The 19959-nt window shown below is 67.2% G+C and carries 15 protein-coding genes and 1 pseudogene; 6 read left to right on the top strand and 10 right to left on the bottom strand.

Annotated elements, in window-relative coordinates:
* Positions 1 to 85: 85 nt before the first annotated feature.
* From ACMCNK_RS22495 to ACMCNK_RS22485, 3 genes are all read right to left on the bottom strand, one after another.
* The gene (locus ACMCNK_RS22495) at positions 86 to 3562 is read right to left on the bottom strand and encodes a LamG-like jellyroll fold domain-containing protein (RefSeq protein WP_412738360.1); all 3477 of its coding nucleotides are present in this window, start codon (positions 3560 to 3562) and stop codon (positions 86 to 88) included.
* Between the two features lie 779 nt (positions 3563 to 4341).
* The gene (locus ACMCNK_RS22490) at positions 4342 to 4644 is read right to left on the bottom strand and encodes a hypothetical protein (protein WP_412738359.1); all 303 of its coding nucleotides are present in this window, start codon (positions 4642 to 4644) and stop codon (positions 4342 to 4344) included.
* A 100-nt stretch (positions 4645 to 4744) separates the two neighbouring features.
* A complete protein-coding gene (locus ACMCNK_RS22485) occupies positions 4745 to 6268 on the bottom strand; it encodes an FG-GAP-like repeat-containing protein (protein WP_412738358.1) in 1524 nt (507 codons plus the stop codon).
* 61 nt (positions 6269 to 6329) lie between these two features.
* Here ACMCNK_RS22485 and ACMCNK_RS22480 point away from each other — a divergent pair, with 61 nt between their 5' ends.
* Together ACMCNK_RS22480 and ACMCNK_RS22475 are read left to right on the top strand one after the other, a co-directional pair.
* Positions 6330 to 8864 carry a BTAD domain-containing putative transcriptional regulator gene (locus ACMCNK_RS22480; protein WP_412738357.1) on the top strand — a complete coding sequence of 845 codons (2535 nt, stop codon included), beginning with the start codon at positions 6330 to 6332 and terminating at the stop codon, positions 8862 to 8864.
* On the top strand, positions 8861 to 9727 hold the full coding sequence (locus ACMCNK_RS22475; RefSeq protein WP_412738356.1) for a tetratricopeptide repeat protein: 867 nt from the start codon (positions 8861 to 8863) through the stop codon (positions 9725 to 9727). Before ACMCNK_RS22480 ends, ACMCNK_RS22475 begins: the two co-directional genes overlap by 4 nt.
* Positions 9728 to 9989: 262 nt before the next feature.
* Here the strand turns inward: ACMCNK_RS22475 and ACMCNK_RS22470 are convergent, their stop codons facing one another.
* The 4 genes from ACMCNK_RS22470 to ACMCNK_RS22455 all read right to left on the bottom strand — a co-directional run bounded on the left by ACMCNK_RS22470 (position 9990) and on the right by ACMCNK_RS22455 (position 13391).
* Positions 9990 to 11435, bottom strand: coding sequence for a hypothetical protein (locus ACMCNK_RS22470; protein WP_412738355.1), 1446 nt, complete (start codon positions 11433 to 11435; stop codon positions 9990 to 9992).
* Between the two features lie 618 nt (positions 11436 to 12053).
* Complete coding sequence (locus tag ACMCNK_RS22465; protein WP_412738354.1) at positions 12054 to 12518, bottom strand: barstar family protein; 465 nt, start codon at positions 12516 to 12518, stop codon at positions 12054 to 12056.
* Positions 12519 to 12629: 111 nt separating this feature from the next.
* Positions 12630 to 13016, bottom strand: a complete 387-nt coding sequence (locus ACMCNK_RS22460; RefSeq protein WP_412738353.1) for a DUF6193 family natural product biosynthesis protein — start codon at positions 13014 to 13016, stop codon at positions 12630 to 12632.
* A 90-nt stretch (positions 13017 to 13106) separates the two neighbouring features.
* The gene (locus tag ACMCNK_RS22455) at positions 13107 to 13391 is read right to left on the bottom strand and encodes a hypothetical protein (RefSeq protein WP_412738352.1); all 285 of its coding nucleotides are present in this window, start codon (positions 13389 to 13391) and stop codon (positions 13107 to 13109) included.
* 187 nt (positions 13392 to 13578) lie between these two features.
* Between ACMCNK_RS22455 and ACMCNK_RS22450 the strand changes: the two genes are divergently transcribed.
* Positions 13579 to 13803, top strand: coding sequence for a hypothetical protein (locus ACMCNK_RS22450; RefSeq protein ID WP_412738351.1), 225 nt, complete (start codon positions 13579 to 13581; stop codon positions 13801 to 13803).
* Positions 13804 to 13842: 39 nt separating this feature from the next.
* Complete coding sequence (locus tag ACMCNK_RS22445; RefSeq protein ID WP_412738350.1) at positions 13843 to 14502, top strand: class I SAM-dependent methyltransferase; 660 nt, start codon at positions 13843 to 13845, stop codon at positions 14500 to 14502.
* Between the two features lie 605 nt (positions 14503 to 15107).
* On the opposite strand, the pseudogene ACMCNK_RS22440 reads toward ACMCNK_RS22445, so the two are convergent.
* Positions 15108 to 15221, bottom strand: a pseudogene (locus tag ACMCNK_RS22440) (histone-like nucleoid-structuring protein Lsr2); the annotation flags it as partial.
* A 64-nt stretch (positions 15222 to 15285) separates the two neighbouring features.
* Between ACMCNK_RS22440 and ACMCNK_RS22435 the strand changes: the two are divergent.
* Positions 15286 to 16454, top strand: a protein-coding gene (locus tag ACMCNK_RS22435) for an IS3 family transposase (protein ID WP_412738349.1) whose coding sequence is annotated in 2 segments (ribosomal slippage) — positions 15286 to 15570 and positions 15573 to 16454 — 1167 coding nt in all. Because the reading frame shifts where the segments join, the coding sequence is not laid out codon by codon here.
* Between the two features lie 365 nt (positions 16455 to 16819).
* Here ACMCNK_RS22435 and ACMCNK_RS22430 read toward each other — a convergent pair.
* Complete coding sequence (locus ACMCNK_RS22430) at positions 16820 to 17419, bottom strand: hypothetical protein (RefSeq protein ID WP_412738348.1); 600 nt, start codon at positions 17417 to 17419, stop codon at positions 16820 to 16822.
* A 211-nt stretch (positions 17420 to 17630) separates the two neighbouring features.
* Between ACMCNK_RS22430 and ACMCNK_RS22425 the strand changes: the two genes are divergently transcribed.
* Positions 17631 to 18104, top strand: a complete 474-nt coding sequence (locus ACMCNK_RS22425; RefSeq protein WP_412738347.1) for a GNAT family N-acetyltransferase — start codon at positions 17631 to 17633, stop codon at positions 18102 to 18104.
* A gap of 817 nt (positions 18105 to 18921) precedes the next feature.
* Here ACMCNK_RS22425 and ACMCNK_RS22420 read toward each other — a convergent pair.
* Positions 18922 to 19812 (bottom strand): hypothetical protein, encoded by an 891-nt coding sequence (locus tag ACMCNK_RS22420; RefSeq protein ID WP_412738346.1) that lies wholly within the window; start codon positions 19810 to 19812, stop codon positions 18922 to 18924.
* Positions 19813 to 19959 lie beyond the last annotated feature (147 nt).

The following is a 19959-nucleotide window of genomic DNA, read 5'->3' as shown; positions in this document are numbered from 1 at the left end:
GGGCAAACATCGCGGTTCCTCCCCAGGAACGACCAACTACAACAAGCATTAGGACAGGATTCGTAGCCCCGGGCGCCCGAGGGGGTCAGCCGGTTCTCTTCGCGCGCCAGATGACCTGGCCGCTCGGGTCGAGTAGCAGAAGGTCACCGTTGTCGTAGAGGACCAGCCGGCTCGCGGCGGTCCGTTCCGTGTTGGTGGCCCAGATCGCGACACCGTCGCTGCGATAAATCACGAGGTTGCCGTCGGGTTGCATGATCACGTGCGCGCCGGGGTTCCCCCACGTGTTGCTGGACCACACCGCGGACCCCTCGTGGTAGAGCACGAAGTTGCCGTCATTCTGCATCCACAACTGGTACTCGCCGTTGTCCGACTGCAAGACCTGGTCCTGATTCAGCTGCTGACCGGCACCGAGCACGTTCGCACCCGACAGACTGGCGGCCTCCCTGTCGTACCAGGCCGATACCGCCCCATCGGTCATCGCACCCTGCAACACCGTGACATCGTCGACGGCGCCGGACCACTGATCCATCCGCTCGCCATGCCACAGCGTCTGCCCCACCAACAACGGTCCCGATGACGCCATCGGGGTGAACGGCAGGTTCGACGTGTTCTCCAACGTTCCGTTGACGTAGAGGCGCAGTTGCCGCTGGCTGGCGTCGAAGACCCCGGTCAGGTGTGTCCACTTCCCCGCACGGGCAGGACTTTTGGAATCGACCCCCCACATCTGGGTGTTGGGGTCGTCCTGGGCGGAAGTGATGAACTGCCACTTGCCGTTGTCCGGGAAGTACTTCAGCCAGAAGGCACTCTCGTGCGCGCCGGTCTGCGCGATCACGGTCCGGCCTCCGCCGTCCAACGTGTCCAGCATCGCCCAGACCGACACAGTGAACGACTGGTCCGTGCGTACGACCGGGCGTTCCTGCCAGGTCGTGAACTGGTTGCCGTCGTCGTCCGGCTGGGTCAGGCCGGTCTTGATCGCACTGCGCCCGTACTCGTGGGTCGTTTCCGTGGAGGTGCCGTCGTTGGCGGGAAAGTACTTATTGTCGAGCCACAATCCGCCGCTGCTGGTCGTGCGGCCGGCGCCGACATCCGAGCCCCGCGTCAGGGCCAGCCACCGGTTCCATTTGGTCGAGTCCGGTGCCTCGCACGTGTCTCTCAGGTCAGCGATCTCGCAGCCGACGGCCGCCTCGAAGTCCCACTTGCCGACACGGACCGGGGAAAGGATGCCGGGTTCGTCGAAGCCGCTCGACCCAACTTCGGAGGCACGCTGACCGGTGAAGTCCTGCGGCACCAGCACCCGGTCGAAGACCTGAACGTCGGTGAGGTCACCCTTCCACCAACTCGTGGCGCCGCCGGAGGCATAGCCGCGCCCGACCGCGAAGCTTCCCGACGCTGACCAACCCCCGGCAGGCCGATCCGCTGCCGCGACCAGTGTCCCGTCCACGTACAGCGCGAGCTTGTTCTCCGCCGCGTTGTAGACACCGGTCACCTGCGTCCACCGGCCCACATCAGCCGGCGTGGTCGCCGTCGCCGCCCGCATCGGGCTCGACTGCGCCGACGTGTCGTGCATCGCGAACGACCAGTACGGTGTGGAACCGCCGGTGCGGCGAATCCCCAGCTCGAACCCGGCCGCGTCGCCGCCGTCCTGGGTAGCAAAGGTCAAATCTGCTGCCGGGACCTCGCCGAGCCGTACCCAGGCGGCAACACTGAACGATCTGGTCGTGTCCACCACCGCCGCAGCGGTGGCCTGCGAAGAGGCGCCGTTGAAGGACGCCGCCTGCCCACCCAGCAAATACGCGTTCTCGCCGTCCCAGCCGAGGTTCGACGCCGCGAGGTCGGACTTGACCGGCACCGAAACGCCATCCTCCAACGCCGCCTCTTCAGAGATGCCCGGGTACGTCTCCAGACGCCAGTGCGCGACCGGCGGCGCAGGCCGCGACACGGTGAACTCGACCGAGCCATAACCCTCGTTGAGCGTGGCGTCGATCGCCTTCAGCAACAGAACATTGGTCCCGAACCGTGGGGCGGTAATGTCCACCTCGGCATACTTCGGATTCGCACCCTGCGCCGACACCGGCTTGGTCGCCTCACCCCACCCGTACTGGAACGTCGTCACGTCCGAGTCTGTCGACTCGATCCGGACCCGGCCCGGCAACCCCGTCCCCGCCGGGACACTCACCATCCGGGCCGTCACCGCCGGAACCGACGTATCCACCTTGAACTGGCACCAGGGCGACCACGCCCCCGCCAACGAGTACGGCGCCTTGTCGGTGCCCCGGGCACGGAACGCGTACGTCTTGTCCTTGCTCACCGACACCGTGGCCGTCGTCGCCAACGCGCCCGGCGTCAAGTTCGTCTTCGCGGGCGGCGCTGACTGCCGCCCAGGCCAGGAATCCGTCACCGCACCGATACCCGCGGCCGGGACCTCGATCCATTCGAACGCACCGGTCAGCGAATCATCCCTGTCGGCATCGGGGAACGCTGCCGAGAAGTTCGGCGTCAGCGTTCCTACCGTCAATACCCCGGAGCCCGGGCACGGCACCGTGGCCACCTTCAACGAGGTCGGCGCCCCGGGCCGGGAGTCGTAGTCGACGAACAGCTTCGCGTCTTTCGGGTAGAACTTCTTCCACCGGTTCTGCGTCGACTCCCCCGAGCCGTCGCTCGCCCGCGCCGTGAATCCGACTGTTACGGCCGCCGAGCCGGTATCCGCGGCGGTTCGCATGAAGTTGCGGACCGCGTCGCTCTGGAACTGCATCTTGGTGTCAGCCTGGGCAGGTCCGCAGCCGCCTGCCTCGTTCGCGTGCCCTGACGCGTCGTCGAGGAACTGCTGCAGGCCCATCTTCGACCAGTTGGCCTTCATGGTCGCGTCAATGGCCGGGGTGGCATACATCGACGTGACGGTCTTGTCGCAGGACCACGAGTGGTCCAAGTTCATCTCCACCCGGGCCGACTGGATGAACTTGCCTCTCAGCGACACGTTGTTGGCGGTCGTCGAGAATTGGAAGAACGACCGGTACAAGGCCCCGGTGTCCGGGTTCAGGCCCACCCGGGCTGAGGAGTAGTCGGTGTTCGACGAGCCGTTGTTCGTGGCATACGCCCACTTGTTCTCTGACACCGACCACGCCGGATCCACGAACATCGGGAACGCCGCATCCTTGGCACTGAGCAGTGCAGAGTCGGGTCGGAGCACGAGGTCCTTGCCGGACAACGAAACGCCGACCGGCGCGACCCTGGCCGCGTCACCGGCCCCCGACGGCGTCGAACCCGCCGCCGAGTCCACCGCGGTCGCTGCTGACGCTGACGCCCGCAGTCGCTTCGCCTCCGGCGTAGCCGCCGCCGTCGTGGTTCGCGAGTCCCACATGGCTGCCGGTTCCGTCGCGGCGACCACCGCGCTCCCCGCCATCGCGACCAGCCCACCCGACACCGGACGGATCTGCGCGTCCCCACCCAAGGTGAACCGGACCTCACGCAGACCTTGCTGCGCCGCAGCCGCCTCAGACTTGATCACCAGAGCGTGCGCGAACCCGGTCCGCGTCGCCCGCACCACCAGGTCGACATCTGGCATCACCTCCGGGTACGTCGCTGAATCACCCGACACCGTCGGGGGCCGCAACGTGCCAGGCCACGACATCGTCACCGTCCTACCGCCGCGAGTCAGGCTCGCCATAGGACCTGGGCCCCCGTTGGAGAACGCCACATCGGCCACGGACACCGAAGGCCGCCACAGGCCATCGCTACCGCGCTCCAAAGCCAGCTTGACGTCGGCCCACCGGCCTGCCTGACGAGCCCGTTGCGGAACTACTCCCGCCTCGAACCGCATCCGCCCATCCGGCTGAGCCACCACCTGCGCATACTCGGTACGCGAACCGTCGACCACGACCGGCTCATCACATGTCGCCGCCATCCGGGACGCCTCAGCTTCAGAACCAGCCACCCCCGGGCACGCGGCAGCAGCCGCGGCAGCCGGGTGACTCGAGGCCGGGCCAACGATGCCTCCCGCGACCACCGCAGCCGCCACACACCCAGCCAGCCACCGCCGACGCCCCTCGCCCACAACGCCCCCGATCCATGAACATCAGTGCGAGCACGATAAGGCAGCCCTCCGACAACTCGGCGCCCGACCGACCGGCTCAAAAGGACCACTAGGAGCCCAAACAGGGCTTACCCCCATTCCGGATCGAGTGAAGTGGATCTTATCGTTATGAATGTGTTAGGTGCGGGAGGCAACGACCTCACGGATAAGGCCGAATCAGTCGCGTACTGACCGATGTTTCGGCGAGCCCACGGTGCGCCCGCTGTCGAGTTGCTCTGCTTGGCGCCGGGCTTACCGGCGTGACCGGTGACCTACCTTGTGACCAGGCTGGCGATGATCGTTGCCGCTACGAGGAAGGGTCCGAACGGTAGCGGCTTTGGGACGCCCGTGAGGCGCACTCGGGTCACGGCGACGAAGGCGAAGGGTACAGCCAGCAGGCAGGGCAAGACTGCACCGAGGATGACCGCTTCCCATCCCAGGGTGCCCAGTAGTAGCCCGGCCAGGGCCGCGAGTCGTACGTCGCCCATGCCCATCCGGCTGGCGCCGACCGCGACCAGCGCGGTGTAGCCGCCGCCCAGGATGGTGGCGGCCAGCACCGGGGTAAGCAACAGCAAGAACGGCCGCCGTCCTCGGCCGAGGCTGGTGAACGGCCGCGCCCGCGCGGTATAGACACGGGTGCGGCCGCAGCACTGGAACCGGATCGGAAGATGCCGGTCAGAAGATGGCGGTGAAGCTGCCCCAGCCGCTGGAGCCGATGGTGTCGCCGGTGCCGGACTTGAAGCCGCCGCTGCCGTTGCCGGCGTAGAAGCGGATGGTGCCGCCGTCGCGGGCCAGGATGTCGGGGTTGCCGTCGCCGTTGAAGTCGCCCGGGGAGAAGATGGTGCTGAAGCCTCCCCAGCCGGCGCCGCCGATCTGGTCGCCGGAGCCGGACTTGAAACCGCCGTCGCCGTTGCCCTCGTAGAGCCTGAGGACGCCGCCGTCGCGGGCGATGACGTCGTTGTAGCCGTCGCCGTTGAAGTCTCCCGGCGAGAAGACGGCGGAGAAGCCGGCCCAGCCGCCGCTGCCGATCACCTGGCCGCCGCCGGGGAGGAATCCGCCGTGACCGTTGCCTTCCCACAGGCGCAGGGCGCCGCCGTCACGAGCGATCACGTCCGGGACACTGTCGCCGTTGAAGTCTCCCGGCGAGAAGACGGCGGAGAAGCCGGCCCAGCCGCCGCTGCCGATCACCTGGCCGCCGCCGGGGAGGAATCCGCCGTTGCCGTTGCCGGCGTAGAAGCGGATGGTGCCGCCGTCGCGGGCCAGGATGTCGGGGTTGCCGTCGCCGTTGAAGTCGCCCGGGGAGAAGATGGTGCTGAAGCCTCCCCAGCCGGCGCCGCCGATCTGGCCACCGGAGCCGGACTTGAAACCGCCGGAGCCGTTACCTTCGTAAAGCCTGAGGTAGCCATCGTCACGAGCCACGACATCCGCGACGCCATCACCACTGAAATCGCGCGCCGTCTCGTCGGCGATGTTGTCGTAGCGGACAGGCGTGTAGTTGGCGGCCTGACTCTCAGACCATTCATCTTCGACGGTGTCCCGGGAGCCGGTCTGTTCGTAGACGTACGGCCGGGTGTGCGCCGCGTCGGCCCACCGAACGAACAGCGCCACGTGGTCCAGATTCTTGTCGCCCACGTGCCGCAGCAACGCGTCGCCGGGTTGGAGGTTGGCGCGCGGGATCTGGTACGCGCGGTCCAGCAGGTTCCCGGTCCAGTGGCCGCTGCCCTTGCCGCCCAGTCCCCAAGCCATCGAGACGAATCCCGAACAGTCCGTCCGGTAGTCGCCGTACTGGTTCTGGTAACAACGATCCTGGCTGTACGGCACGCCGCCGACCGCGAACCAGCTGCGGGCACGGGTGAGCACCTGGTCGCGGGTGAGGTGCTTGTCGGCGCCGTTGTCGGCGCATTCGAGAGGCGTCGTCGGAACGTCGGCGGCCATGCGTGCCAGGCTCGGCGTCAACCCGGGATACGAGGGCAACGGCGCGTCGCCGAAGCTTCCCGCGCCTGGATCGGCGGACGCGGCCGCCGGGCCGGTCATCGCACCGAGAATCAGGGCGATCGGTGTCAGGACGGACAGCCATGTCCGCCGCCTACGAATAGAACGAGAGTGATGCACCGGTGTCCCTCCCCGATGGACGCGACGCTCTGTCGGCGCCGCCTGGTGCAGAGTCTGACTGCGCCCGCTATTGATCCACTGATGCATGGAAACCAGTAGTTAGGGTGTGTGAATTGGACTGTCGCGCGATCCTGCACGGGGGACGGAATTGAAAGAACAGCGCAGGTCAGATGCGGGCCTTCTGCTGAGCAGGGCTCGCCGCGCCGCGGGCCTGACCCAGCAGCAACTCGCCGACGCGGCGGCCGTCAGCCTCGGCGCGCTACGGGATCTTGAACAGGGGCGCAGTAGGCCGCGGGCACGTCTGCTCGACCGGCTCGCCGACGCACTGCGACTCGACCAGGAGCTACGGTCGGCGATCCGTCGAGGTGCGCAGCGGCCGGCTCCCGATCCGGTAGCCGCCGACGGCCCGCTCCGGATACTGCTGCTCGGGCCGCTACGCCTGGTGCGGGGGTCCCAGTCGGTCGGCCTCGGCACGGGCCGCCACCGGATCGTCCTGGCCAGGCTGGCGCTGACGCCCGGCCGGACCGTCCCGGTGGAGGAACTCCTCGGGCTCCTGTGGAAAGACGACAAGCCCGCCACAGCGACGAACGTCCTGCAGTCGCACATCAGCCGGCTGCGGCGGCTGCTCGGCGCGTCGCAGCAAGCCGGTGACGAGAGTCCGGTGCGGCTGATGCCGGGCGGTTACGCCCTGCACGCCGGCGAGGAGCGGCTCGATCTGATGGCGTTCCGGGAAGCGCTGGCCCAGTCCAGGTCGCCCGGAGTCGATCCGCGGCGCGGATACGACGTGCTGACCGAAGCTTTGGCGCTGTGGCGCAGCGAGAACCCGGCGGACGACGTGCCCGAGTTGGAGGGTCATCCGCTTGTGGTCGAGCTAGTGCAGCAGCGGGCCGAGGAGGCGCTACGGCTGGCCCATTTCGCCGAGGCCCTGCGGCGCCAGGGGGAGGTCGTGCCGCTGCTGCGCACACTCTGCCGCAGGCATCCTTGGCACGAGTCGCTGCACGCCCGGCTCATGACGGCACTCGCCGCCACCGGCCAGCAGGCGGCGGCGCTCGAGGTGTACGACAGCATCCGTCGCCGCCTCACCGACGAACTCGGCGTCGACCCGTGTGCCGAGCTGTTGCAGACTCATCGGTCGGTGCTGCACGGCGACGGTGACCCGCGGCGGCCTGTCGCGCTGGCGCGGGGCCGGCAGATCACGCCGTGGCAGGCGCCCGCACCGCCGCAGGATTTCGTCGGCAGGGCCGGTGAACGTGCCCGGCTGGGTCGACTGCTGCGCCGTCCGGCCGCCGGCGCAGCGGTCTGCTGTGTCATCTCCGGCATGGCGGACGTGGGCAAGACCGCGCTGGCGCTGCGGATCGCGTTCGACCTGCGCGCCGACTACCCGGACGGTCAGATCTACATCGATCTGCGGGGTGCGAATGATCAGCCGGTTGATGTCGCGTACGCCCTGGCCCGCTTACTGCGCGCCCTCGGCGTGAACAACCAGAGCATCCCGGCCGATCCAGACGAGGCGGCCGGGCTCTATCGCAGCGTCCTGAGTGAGCGGCGGGTGCTGGTGATCTTGGACAATGCCCACGATACCGCACAAGTGCGCCCGTTGCTGGCGGCGCCGGGTGGGAGCGCGGTTCTGGCGACGAGCCGTGACCTGTGCGTGGAACTCGAGGATGCCGAGCTGCTTACGCTGCCGCCGCTCGATATCGATGAAGCGGTCGACATGCTCACGGCGCGGGCCAGGTCGGAGCAGACTGCGGACCACTGGGACGACGTACGGGCGCTCGCCGAGGCGTGCGGCCGGCTGCCGCTGGCACTGCGGATCGTAGGCGGGCGGCTGGCGGCGCGGCTCGACCGGTCCGTGGCCGACCTGCTGGGCCGCCTGGCCGGCGAGCGTTCCGCGATCGAGGAGCTCAGGATCGGCGGGGTCGCGGTCACCGCCAGCTTCGAGCTCAGCTATCGCGCTCTGGGTCCCACCTCCGCGCGGGCGTTCCGGTTAGCCGCGCTCATTCCCGGTGCGGAGTTCTCGCCGACCGCGCTGGCCTCGCTGCTACCGATGGACGAGCGGGAGGTGACGGCAGCGCTGGGGAACCTGGTCAGCACCAACCTGCTGCAGCAGCTGACGCCGGACCGCTACCGCTATCACGATCTTCTTCGCGCGTACGCGACGCACCACGCTGAGAAAGCACACGGCGCCGCCGAGCGATCCGCGGCGCTGGGCCGTCTGTTCGCGTGGTATCTGGCGCGGACAGCGGCCGCGATGCGGCTCGTCTACCCGTCGATGGTCCGGCTACCCTTCGAGGCGACCTCACCGGGCACGCCTTCCCGGATGACGACGCCGCGTGGGGCTGGCTCGACGAGGAGATCGACAACCTGGTCGCGGTTGTTGAGGCCGGAGCGACGGGCGCACACCGGACTGTCTCCTGGCAGCTGGCCGACCAACTGCGTGGCTACTTCTTCCAGCGCCGGGACACGGTGGCCTGGTTGCGCAGCGGTCAGATCGGCCTGGCGGCCGCGGTGGCCGCCGGCGATCAGCAGGCACAGGCCGCCATGCGGCAGACCCTCGGCCAGGCATACTGTTCGATCGGCGAGCACGACCGTGCGGCCGCCGAGTATCACTTGGCGCTGGAGGCAGCCGAACGCAGCGGCTGGACCGTTGGCGCAACCTATCTCTTGCACAACCTCGGGGTGATCGAATCGGATCTGGGCCACGTCGACGAGGCACTGCGGCTGTACGGGCGGGTGCTGGCGGTCAGCGACGGGCCCGAGTTCGCCCACATCCGGGCGGTGACTCTCAACGATCTCGGCACGACCTGCACCAAGGCCGGCGACCTACCGGGCGCCGTGCGATACCTCACCGAGGCGCTCGCCCTCAACGAGGGCAGCGACCGCCACCCGTCGGCGGCGGCGAATCGGGCGAACCTCGGAGCAGCGTTGCGTCAGCTCGAGCAGTTCGAGCCCGCTCGTGAACACCTGGAGTCTGCGCTGCGGTATTACCGGGGAATCGCCTCGCCGATCGGCGAGATGGCCCTGCTCGAAGAGCTTAGCCGCCTGCATTGCCGGCGCGGGCAGTGCGATGCCGCGGTACGCGACGGGGCCGAGGCGCTACGAATCGCCCGAAAGATCAACGACTCGATGTCGGAGGCGGGCTGCCTGAACGCTCTCGGCTCCGCGCTGCTCGGACGGCGCGAGCTGACGAACGCACGCAACCGCTTCGAGGAGGCGGTGCGGATCAGCAAGGAGTTCGGATACCTGCACTCCGAGGTGCAGGGGCGCGTCGGGCTCGCCGAGACGGCCTTGGCGTCCGGCGACCCGCACGCTGCGCAGGCGGTGGCGGCCGCGGCGCTGCGCATGGCCGACGGCCAGTCGTATCGGCTCCTGGCGGCCGACGCGCTGCTGGTGCGGGCCCAGGCTGCACTGCGGACCGGAGATCCGGGCGCGGCGGAGCAGTTCTGCCGGGAGGCCCGCGTGCGTTACGAGGCCGCGGGGGTCACCGGCAGGGCGCGCGACTGCGACGTGCTGATCAGCCGGGCAACGGCCAGGGGTAGTCGGTAATACCGTCGTGCCCGGCACCGCTCTGAGGTGCTCGGCAACACAGCGAAACGGCACCGGATCGCGGCGCCTGACGGGGCAGGACAACAAGGCATGCCGCTGGTGGGGCGAACTCTACGAACCTTGCCCGGACGAGTTGCTGGAGGAACTGAACGGTGCCCGGCGACTATGCGCGGATCACCGCCTTGCTTCGCCGATACCGAGCGCCGAAGAGATAGCAACGCCTTGTTCGCGGCATATGAGTACGGGGCAGGCGAGCAGTCGATCAACTGGTCGCGAGGACCTTGAGGATGAGATTTCCAGCTGTAGCAGGGAGGCTCGGATTTCTCGCGAGTTCCCATAGGACCTCAGGATCCGAATGGGATACGAGTTTGATGAGCATGTCCGGCGGCGTCGCCGGACTGCCCGCGATGCCGGCTGCCGCATGGGAATGTCTGAGGCAAGCTGCCAAGGCGGCAGGTGGCGCCGACTCGTGTACCGCGACGTCGATGATTGCTTCGGCTGAACTGGTCGGATCCGTTGCGATGGTGAGCAGTACGTCGGGCGGGCAAGATGGGTGACCGGCCACCTGCGAGAAGGTGAGTGAACCGTAACGCACTACGAGTGCACGGACCTGTTCGGCGGACACGGCGTAGTAGCGGCTAGCTCGGCATGCGACCTCGAGGTCCGCGTCCTCGATCAGGGCCGCGCGGACGTCTGCCGGCAGCCTGTGGCTCGCAGCAGCGACGAGCCTGATCCGCGGGTCGGCGTGTCGGGCCAACACGAGCAACCCGTCAAGGTCCGGGTGATTATCAGTGGGCGGTGAGCCGCCCTCGCGGCTGTATCGCACAAGCAGGTCCAGCGGGGTGCGTGGATTCGCTAGGACGCAGTGTCGCCACCGGCCGGCCTCGAGGTCGTAGAGTTCGCGGAGTAGATCGGGAGGTGCCGCCCAGTTCATCGCGACGCGAGCCGTCACGCTGTTTTCGTGAAGCTCCAGAAGGTGCCTGTAAGTCTCGTCGCGTAAGTCTGATCGGCTCGCGAGTGCCAGTGCCAATGCGGGATCGGGTCTGACTGCCAACGGTTCGATCGCGGCTACGGGAGTGGCGGGATTGCCTGCAGCCACTAGCTTTACCTCCCTCGTGGCCGCCGCGTTGTCGGGCCGGTGCGGGCACGGGATCGTCCGAGGCTCGCCGCCATTGCATATCAGGCCCGCCAAAAGGACGCCCGGGGCATGCACGTTCGATGCCAGGGTGGCCCGGACACAGGCCTCGGCACGCGCCGATAGCCGCAGCGCCAGCTTCTCGGGAAGTTCCCAGAGGCGAGCCGCGCAGGCAGCCACCGAGCAGTTTTCATCGTCGGCCACGAGATACGCGATGTCTGGCCGCTCCGACGCATGCTCACTTAGCGCCAGGCGTACTGCGGTGTCCGGCCAACTGGCAAGCCTGGGCAGCAAGTCGTCGGGGGCGTCGGCCCGGTCGATGGCGGCAAGAAGCGCCCATGCGTCATCGTTGGGAATGCGCTCCACCGCGAGGCTGCCTGACTCGATCAGCGCCACCAGGATGCCGTGCTGGCCACTACCGGCAAGCCGGTCGATCTGCGCGGGGGTAAGGTGCTGTTCCCGCGCCACTTCCCGCGACAAAGCTGGGTCGTTCATTGCCAAGAGAGCATCGATGTGTTCTGGAAGCAGTGCGCGGTTTCCGGCCAAGGCGAGCAGGATCGGCGGGGCGGACACGGCTCTCCCGGAAGCTCGGGGCTGGACTACACGATTTCATCGCGCACACGCAGCGGCGTACACCTTCATGAAGGTACAGCGAGAGGTCCAACGATGGTTTCACCAGGTCGACCCAAACGCCCTCTCATCGACATGTCCGTGAGGGCCGCAATCAGAAAGGTTCGCACTCCCATGCTCGAGGTACTCCTCGCCGGGCGGCAGCTCACCGGTGCAGTACCGGTACAACCAAGTGGCCGCCCGTCGATCAGCGTACTTTCTCGCTGGTCGGTATGCCTCGCTCGTCGAGTTCGAGAACATTGGCGAAGATCGCGAAACAGATCTCCATCTGCGATGGGGAATCCTTCAGCATACCCCATAGTCGATACGAGCCAGCATGGGATGGCCGACCGAGCCGCGCGCCACCCATCCGGCGAAGCGTCGAATCGCCCCCGATGTGCCGTGGCCCAAACGGGTGATCACGCTCAAGAAGATACCCAGGCGGCGCGGCGGCACGCATCCCCCATCGGCATATGCGTGCACCGGCGGAACGATTGGCTGTAACCGACGGCAGTCGCCGAATCGTCTGCGCTCCAGGCTGCCTGATCGAGCCAGCCAAACTTTGGTGGTATCCGACGCTGATCATCGCAAATCCAGGTGGACGCCGTCCTCGGATTCGGGACCACCTGGGCCGTGGTAACGGATGATCTCGACGATCTGGTCGAACAGTGTGGGCCCCTCCCCCCGCCGGGCCTGGACGATCCTGGCCTCGACCTGAGGCCGGTTCGTCGGATGGCAGGTGAGCAGCACGTCTTCCAGCCATCCGATTGTCGCCTCGTAGCCAAGCGTGGTTCTGGACGACTCGGAGTCAAGCCACTTCAGTACCCAGCCGTTCTCGGGTGTCCCGAAGCCTCCGCGGAGGATGTCGTTGAAGGCGTCCAGGTTCCCCCGCCACGTGTGGTGACAGAGCAGCCGGGAAAACTCGCGGGCGAATCCTGCAAGGTCCGAGAAGCTGGCACCATCGATGACCAGCACTGGAAGGTCCTCGGGCGGGTTAGCCATGACGTCAGTATGAAGCTCACCGGACATCCTCTTCAGCCGCGACATGATCGCTACGCAGCGCGACGAGCTGCTGATACGGCCGGTCCGGCCGATCGCGCCAATGTGAGTGGCCGCTGCTCAGACCCAGGACACGGTCGGCATCGTGTATCGCGCTGGTCAGTCAGCCCGCTTCCGAGATCCTTCTTCCTCGTAGGCAGCGAGTTGGTCACGGGTACCGACGAACGCGGCGACGGTGCCAGATGGAAGGCGTCTGACCACCATCGCGACGGCCTCTTGTGCAGTAGTCGCCGGACCGATGGTCTCGCTTCGGCTGGGCCCGGAAACCCGGTAGGCCCCCGCAGCCGGCTCGATATAGAAGATATCCCACGTCCAGGGCCACTCAGTGCAACGGCTGACATGTAGTTCACCCATCCCCGTCCACGGATACAGCCGCCGCAGGCGGTGTTTGGCGTAGGCCGCCTCCAGCAGCTCAACACGCACCCGCTCGTCGTCCCGAACAGCCTGCCAGCCCGCTTCGACCAACGCTTTCGCTTGCTCATCCATCGGCGACATGATGCACCTCCCGGCTATCCATCAACGCGGGGAGCAAACACTCAACCCCCGCAGCCCGGACGCCGCCGAACGGCCGAGCTCTCACTCGCCGCCCGCGTCCCAGACTCGCTCGAACTCGGCTTCCGTGATTCCGAAGGCCCGCCAGTCCTCGTCCGAGTCGTAAAGGCTTGCTTGGCCGAGACCTCCGTAGCGATCCTCGCCGTGTCCGGGGCCATAGCGGAGAACACGGCCTACGTCGTAGACCTCAACCTGACGGACGGGCCAGCCGTCCTCGCCAACCTCGAAATACCAGACTGAGCGACCCCAGCCGTCGAACTCATCGCCTCGGGTCTCGTCCCAACGACGCCGATAGAAGCGGTTCGGCATGACCGAAGAGTATCGGGGCGCCGTTCCCTCTTCAGCCGCGAGCCGGCGCGTTGCCATGATGTTCGGTGATCAACCTCGGCCACATCGGCGCCGGCCCACGAGTCGGTGGCGACGAGTACCACTTCCTGGTCGACACGGGTTTCGGGATCACCGTCGTGTCGTCGGCGGTGACAGCGCAGGCCGACACATGCCGATCAGCGAGTCGGTGACCGTCCGACGAATGCCCGGACAGCAGGTGCGCGTATCGCTGGTCCGTCTGCCGACCGTGGTCCTCGGCGACCACGCGGTTGAGGGCCACCTCGCGTCCGTGACCGATCTCGGCGAGGGCTTCGCGCGCACCGTTTTGGACGGCGAGCCTTCTCCAGCGAGTACGAACGGTTCCTTCGGTGTTCACTCCGGCAGCCAGCGGTAGATTCGCCGCGCGACGGCCGGTGACGGGGAGGTAGCGGGCATGGACGCCAGTACCGAGGAACTACGGGATGCGCACGACGTACTTGCGGAGTGGTACGCGAAGAACCTGGTCGGGGTGCTCGAACGCATGCCGGTGGAACGGGCGATGCTTGACCTGTTCGCCGAGCTGACCTTGGTCGTGGGTACAGAGGTCGCGGACGTGGGTTGCGGCGCCGGACGGCTTCTTCCGTACCTCGCGGGCCGGGGTCTGTTGCCGCGCGGGGTGGACCTATCGCCTGGCATGGTCGAGGTGGCGCGGCGCGAGCACCCGGGTTTCGCCTACGAGGTTGCTGATCTGCGTGAGCTGCCGTTCGAGGACGCGTCGCTGGCCGGGGTCGTGTGCTGGTTTTCGTTGATCTACCTTGCACCGGGCGCCAGAGCACGTGCGTTCGCCGAGCTCGCCCGAGTCGTCAAGCCGGGCGGATACCTGGTGGCGGCCTTCAAACACGGCGATGGCACCCTGCACCGCAACGGTCCCGGCAGCCGGGTCGGCAGTCTCGGCCTCGACTTCGATCGGTACTGGCTCTCGGCAGCAGAGATGGAGGAACGCTTCGCCGCCACCGGGTTCGCCCCGGTATTCCAAGGCAGTACCCCTCCCGAAGGCGCGGAGCCCCATTACGGGTACATGCTGGTCCGCAAGACCCGCTCCGGGAACGCGTAGCGTAGTGCACCACGTGGCCGCCCTTGGTCATCGGCCGGGTGGTCTTCGCGGTCCGAATCCAGACCCGCTCAAACTCGTCCAACCACGGCGGCGGAAGCGACTCGGCGCAGCAGAAGACCACCGTCGACCGCGGCATTCATCTGCGGCCGATGATGCGCGCGGCTCACCGCAGGGCGTTCCGTTCGGCCGGTTCGCGGCGGTGCGGGTCTGGGGGGCGCTGCGTCACTGACCAGATGGGGAGCGGATGCCGGACACGGCCCGATGATTCGCAGGGATGTCCGGAACCCCCACGACGGTTCCTCATCGGTGGATGAACCGGATTCAGGAGCTCCGGCTGATTCCGGTCATCGTTGGGTGAGGATGATTGGCTTGGAGCACATTGGGCGGCCAGCCGGGCCACCAGCACCGCTATCAGCATCTGGTGACACCAGATCTGCTGGTAATCGGTTCGATCGCGTCCCCCAGCGGCGTCCGCGACGACCATGAGATCCTCGCGATCCACGGTCTTCGTCCACGACGAACCTCTGCGACGGTTGCGCGTCGATGTTGACCCAGTCGAGCGCGCGGTCGACGACTGTGACGGTCCGCCCGGACGGGTAGCGGGGCTACCGCTTGGCGTGGAACGCTTCGACGACGGCGCTGGGGATGCGACCTCGCTCGGACACCTCATAGCCGTTCTTTGCGGCCCAGTCCCGGATGGCCTGATTCTGATCTCGGGTCTGCTGCACCGATAGGTGACACCTGAGATGGCTTGCCCAGGCGGTGAGCTGGGAGGATGTCCCTGTGCCGAAGCCTTACCCCCAAGAGTTCCGCGACGACGTGGTGCGGGTTGCCCGTGAGCGTGACCCCGGCGTGACGGTCGAGCAGATCGCGAAGGACTTCGGGATCCATCCGATGACGTTGTTCAAGTGGCTGCGTCAGGCCGGCGTCGACGCCGGTGCGAAGCCTGGTGTGACCCGTAGCGAGTCGGTGGAGCTGCGGGAACTGCGACGCCGGAACAAGTTGCTGGAGCAGGAGAACGAGGTCCTGCGCCGGGCCGCGGCGTACTTGTCGCAGGCGAATCTGCCGGGAAAAGGGTCTACCCGCTCGTGAGCGAGCTGGCCGCGGACGGTGTCCCCGTCGCGGTGACGTGCCGGGTACTGAACATCGCTCGTCAGCCCTATTACCGGTGGCTGGCCCGGCCGGTCACGACCTCGGAGGTCACGCAGGCGTACCGAGCCAATGCGCTCGCGGACGCTCACCGTGACGATCCGGAGTTCGGGTACCGGTTCCTGGCCGACGAGGCCCGCCAGGCTGGGCAGTCGATGGCGGACCGGACCGCGTGGCGGATTTGCTCCGGTAACGGCTGGTGGAGCGCGTTCGGCAAACGCAAACGCTGTGGCAAGGGCGGGAAGGCCGGCCCGCCGGTACACGACGACCTTGTGCGCCGGGACTTCACTGCGCAGCGCCCGAACCGGCTATGGCTTGCCGACATCACCGAGCACCGCACCGGGGAGGGCAAGCTCTACCTGTGCGCGATCAAGGACGTCTGGTCGAACCGGATCGTCGGCTACAGCATCGACACCAGGATGAAGTCCCGCCTCGCCGTGGCCGCACTCAACAACGCGGCCGCCAGACGCGGCGATCTGGCCGGCTGCGTACTGCATACGGACCGCGGGTCGCAATTTCGATCAAGGAAATTCGTCCGGGCCCTCGAAGCCCACCGCATGGTCGGCTCGATGGGCAGAGTCGGCGCGGCCGGGGACAACGCGGCCATGGAATCGTTCTTCGGCCTGCTGCAGAACAACGTCCTGGACCGACACCCGTGGAGGTCCCGCGAACAGCTACGGATCGCGATCGTGACCTGGATCGAACGGACCTACCACCGCCGCCGACGCCAGCGATCGCTGTCCCGGTTGACCCCTATCGAGTTCGAGACCATCATGACCCCACCGGCCAGTCAGGCCGCGTGACTACACCTGTCACCAATCGGTGCAGCAGACCCCTCGGTTTGTGCCGGCCTGGACCAGGTACACGATCGCGGCTAGCACCGCCCGATCGTCGGCGCGCCGTTTCCCGCCGCCCTGCGGCCGCGCCGCTGGTACCGGAATCTCTCGCCGTGCCACCTGCCAGAAGTCATCCGGAGTCCACGTGCAGACCATGTCCTCAACGACCGTCGTCACTCAATCAGGATCCAGTCCAGGCCAGAACCCAACCATCCGGGATGAGCCCTTGGCCATTAGTCACTCCCGAAGTGCCCCAAACCCAAACGCGAGTTGCACGCACAGTGACGACCTCACCGGCCAGCAAGCACGATCGGCGGCAGATAAGTTCGCCTCTATGCCGTCGCGTTGGAGATCTGACGGAGGACCCAAAGAGACTGGTTGGCCTTGTACCAGTTGGGCCAGTCAACGTTGGGCCAGCCGGATGCCTCACGGAGTCGCTCGAGCCGTTTTCGAAGGACGCTCAACTGTTCAGGCGGTACGCGATTGCCATCCCCGGGTGCCTCCAGGACAGACCATGCGAGGCGGATGACATCGGCATCTGCATAGATGATCCGATCCGGCTTCCTCAGCAGGTAGCCCAGGGTGAAGGTCGCAGCCCGGCGCGAATCGCCGTACCAGCAGGTCGGCAGACTCGGGTTGGTGTCCGACGATCGCGGAGTGCGCCACCCGATCCGTTTGGCTTCTTTCCGGCGGGTGGCATACGCGTCGACTTCTGCTAGCCACAGTTCCCGGCTCACCGTCAGCATTTCCAGCGCTCGGAGCAACGCGGCCTCGTCACGACGAAAGGGCCCGGCAACCTGGTTCAGATAGCTGAACGTCGCTAGATAGCCCAGCGGTCGATAGAGCTGGACGCAGCCCGCCAAGGCGTTGATCCGTCGTCCGTAGGACAATGAACCAACTGTCACCTTGCGGGCGTAGGTTCCAAAACTCACACGGCAAGGGTATGCGCCGCGACCATCGATTTTCAGCGCCGACGAGCGGCGTCGGATCCCGCCGTGCCTCGGCTCAGCGGTGGGTACGTCGTGCCGTTGCAGGTGAACGCCTGCCGTCGAGGCACGGAGCGCCGCGCCCGATCGGGGGCAAGAGAGTGAGCTGGCCAACGGATCTGCACGAGTTGCTGGTCCCGTCGGCGAGACTGGTGCGGTGATTGTGACGGTCCTGCCGATGACGCCTTCCCACCCCGGCTTCGGGCAAGTAGCCGCCCTGTTCGAGGAATACCGCGACCAGTACGGTCAGCCCCCGTCGCCCGCAGCCACTCAGGCATGGTTGCTCGAGCAAATGGTCCTACAGCGGATGTCCGTTGCTGCGGCCGCAGACGATAGGAACCATGTCTGCGGGTTCATCACGACCACGATCGTGCCGGGGTCCTTGATGCTGGGCACCGTCTGGTCGGTCCGAGACCTGTACGTCGCGCCCCGTTACCGCCACGCCGGCATCGCCCGCCAACTTCTTGAGTACACCATCAACCATGCCCGCGCCGCTGGGGCGCTACGTGTGTCGTTACAAACCGAAACGGATAACGCCCCCGCACTGGCCCTCTACACGACAGCCGGATTTCGTCCGGTCGACGGCCTAACGCTGCTGAACCTCACCCTGTCGCCGAACGAGATGACATGACCTCCGTTCGCGAAGGACCACGCACGATCAGCGGCATGAGCGGTCGTTGATTTCTCGGGTCGCGGGCCGGGCGGGCATGCCGAGCTCGCCACGCGCGCTCGCTCAGGTCGCATACTGCGCAGGTGCTGACGACGGCCCGGCTGTGGCCGAGGCGAAGAAGGCGGCTGACTCGGCGAAGGTCCAGGCAGACAAGGTGACCGCGGCGCTGGCGCAGGCCGCGGACAGTGGTGCGCCCACCGCGCCTGCCGAACTCCGCTTGGATCTTCGGTTCCAAGGGACGCCGCATAAGCAGCGCGAATCGGCGGAATAGGCGAACAGAACTGGCCGGTCACCGCGTACTCAACACCGAAGAGATCAACATCGATCCGGGCCATCAACGCGACCGTGTCGTTCTGGCGCAGCGCGAGCAAGCCATGCCCGGCGACTTCCACCCTCAACGCCGGACTGTAGGGGTGTTCCACGTCGAGGACGAGCGCTTCCCGAGGCCCCGCGCTGGCAGGGAGGTTCGACGTCCGAGCCACGACGTTCTGTTCAGCCACACCTGTATAGTCCGGCAACGCCCAGAGGGACGCTCACCATTTGCGTCGCAGCCAGGAGCGGTCGGGACGGCGGAGCTCAGCTTCCACCTACGTCGCCGGAGCACGATCGCGTGGGCGCTCATCGCCAGTTCATGGTATCGACCGGCGCAGGAAGCCAACCACGGCGCGCGACGGGCGCTTGTCTGGCAGCGCGCGCGGACGGCACCATGCCGCCCCGAGCCACCGGGTCCACCCGGCGGCCGGCGTGTCGTCTCGGCTGGCCGCCGGTGGATCAGGGATTACCAGGTTGGATTTGTCGGTGCCGTGGGGGCGGTCGGCATCAGGTACGCGGTGGAGAACGGCTCGGTGCGGGCACGCATGTCGGCGTACGCGGTGAGCAGCAGCGGCGGGAACAGCGTTCCAGAGATGACCGAGAAGAGGCAGGTCACCACCGCTTGCGCGATGATCGAGGCGGCGGTCACGTGGCCTTGCACGGCGAACCCGCCGGTGCCGCCGGAGATCGCTGCGACGATGGACGTGACAATCGACGACACAACGCTGACACCGATTCCGAGGCCGGCGATTGTCGCGATGCGGGAAATCGACGTGCCGAGGTCGGCGTTGAACAGCTGGAAGCAGCGGCCGACGCCGCTGCCGCGTTCCACCATGACGACGGCTGTCAGAATCGACACCACCGCGGCGACGTAGAAGCCCGGCAGGATGCAGCAGATGAACCCGAGCGTTACTGCCATGCCGCCGAGGATTCCCCAGCCGAGCAGCGCCGGAACACGACGCAGGCTGGCCATCAGCGCGGCGCCGATCGACACCGGCTGCCCGGTCACCCTCTGGATCATGAGCTGGTAGGTCGCCCCGCTCACCACCAGGCCAACCAGCCCGGCGACGAGCAACGCCGGGATCAGCACCAGGAGCGGCATGAAGAGGCTGCCCGGGTCGATGTTGGCGGTTACGCCGCGCTGAGCGGAGGCGGCGGCTTCATTGAGCTGGTCCATGGAGGCGGCAGCGTCATTGAGCCGGTCCATGAAGGAAAGTTGGACCGCGATCAGCACGACCAGCACCGGGATCACCCAGACCAGCTGAACCAGCGCCATCGGCCGCCAGACGGCCTTCAACAGAGCGAAGCCACGGCCCCACCAGCCGGCGAAGTTGGCGCTGATCAGCGGGTCGGTCATCCCGGCCTGGAACCCGGGTGGAGGCGTGCCGGGCGGCATCGGGTAACCCGGCGGAACGCCGTACCCAGGCGGCGGCGCGGAATGACCGGGAGGTCCCCCGGCGCTGGGCTGCGTCGGGAAGCTGGGCTGCGTGGGAATTCCCTGGGG

Source organism: Krasilnikovia sp. MM14-A1259 (assembly GCF_047159535.1).
Lineage (GTDB): Bacteria > Actinomycetota > Actinomycetes > Mycobacteriales > Micromonosporaceae > Actinoplanes.
Note: the sequence above shows the minus strand (reverse complement) of the source record. Positions and strands in the feature narration are given on the sequence as shown.

Coding starts and splice junctions, on each gene's coding strand:
- ACMCNK_RS22420 (WP_412738346.1), bottom strand. CDS start 19,812: ATGACCGACCCGCTGATCAGCGCCAACTTCGCCGGCTGGTGGGGCCGT.
- ACMCNK_RS22465 (WP_412738354.1), bottom strand. CDS start 12,518: ATGTCGCGGCTGAAGAGGATGTCCGGTGAGCTTCATACTGACGTCATG.
- ACMCNK_RS22455 (WP_412738352.1), bottom strand. CDS start 13,391: ATGCCGAACCGCTTCTATCGGCGTCGTTGGGACGAGACCCGAGGCGAT.
- ACMCNK_RS22450 (WP_412738351.1), top strand. CDS start 13,579: ATGCCGATCAGCGAGTCGGTGACCGTCCGACGAATGCCCGGACAGCAG.
- ACMCNK_RS22495 (WP_412738360.1), bottom strand. CDS start 3,562: ATGCCAGATGTCGACCTGGTGGTGCGGGCGACGCGGACCGGGTTCGCG.
- ACMCNK_RS22445 (WP_412738350.1), top strand. CDS start 13,843: ATGGACGCCAGTACCGAGGAACTACGGGATGCGCACGACGTACTTGCG.
- ACMCNK_RS22485 (WP_412738358.1), bottom strand. CDS start 6,268: ATGCATCAGTGGATCAATAGCGGGCGCAGTCAGACTCTGCACCAGGCG.
- ACMCNK_RS22460 (WP_412738353.1), bottom strand. CDS start 13,016: ATGGATGAGCAAGCGAAAGCGTTGGTCGAAGCGGGCTGGCAGGCTGTT.